The organism is Streptomyces doebereineriae (assembly GCF_031845645.1).
Taxonomy (GTDB): Bacteria; Actinomycetota; Actinomycetes; order Streptomycetales; family Streptomycetaceae; genus Streptomyces; species Streptomyces canus.
This window is the reverse complement of sequence record NZ_JAVREZ010000196.1, coordinates 1-471: the sequence shown is the minus strand read 5'-3', so window position 1 is coordinate 471 and position 471 is coordinate 1. Positions and strand designations below refer to the sequence as shown.

Below are 471 nucleotides of genomic sequence, written 5' to 3'. Positions count from 1 at the left end.
ATCCGTTACAGAACTCGACTGCCGGGACCCCAGCGATTGCCCGCTACCCGAAGTGCAGCGGGCCCGCGCGATCCTCCGCCCACCGTCGGGCTAGGCCAGAGCCACCCCCAGTTCCTGGGCGAACACCTTGATCATGTGCTGAACCGCAATTTCGTTGCGGCCGATGATCATATGGTCGTGCTGAACGTGACGGACTCCTTCACCGCACTGAGGGAGCATGGCGAAGTCCTCGTCGCGTACCGCGGCGTGGACCCCCTCGTAGACGGCGTCATAGGCCGCCCGCATGTCGTCATTCGTCGCCGGAACCCGGCCCATCCAGCTGTGCCGCACCGTGCAGCGGGTCGGTTCCCCCTCCGGCAACATGTCGATGATCTCCACGCCCACCGGGCTGTTCGCGAGGATGAGGTTCGGGTAGACCCAGTAGATGACACCCATGTTGGCCGACGGCTCGAACGAGGCACTCGGATCGTC

1 protein-coding gene is annotated in these 471 nt (G+C 64.8%); it reads right to left on the bottom strand.

The window, feature by feature from the left end; genetic code table 11:
* Positions 1–90: 90 nt before the first annotated feature.
* On the bottom strand, positions 91–471 hold a 381-nt coding region (locus tag RNB18_RS51420; RefSeq protein ID WP_311720984.1), incomplete at its 5' end, for an SRPBCC family protein.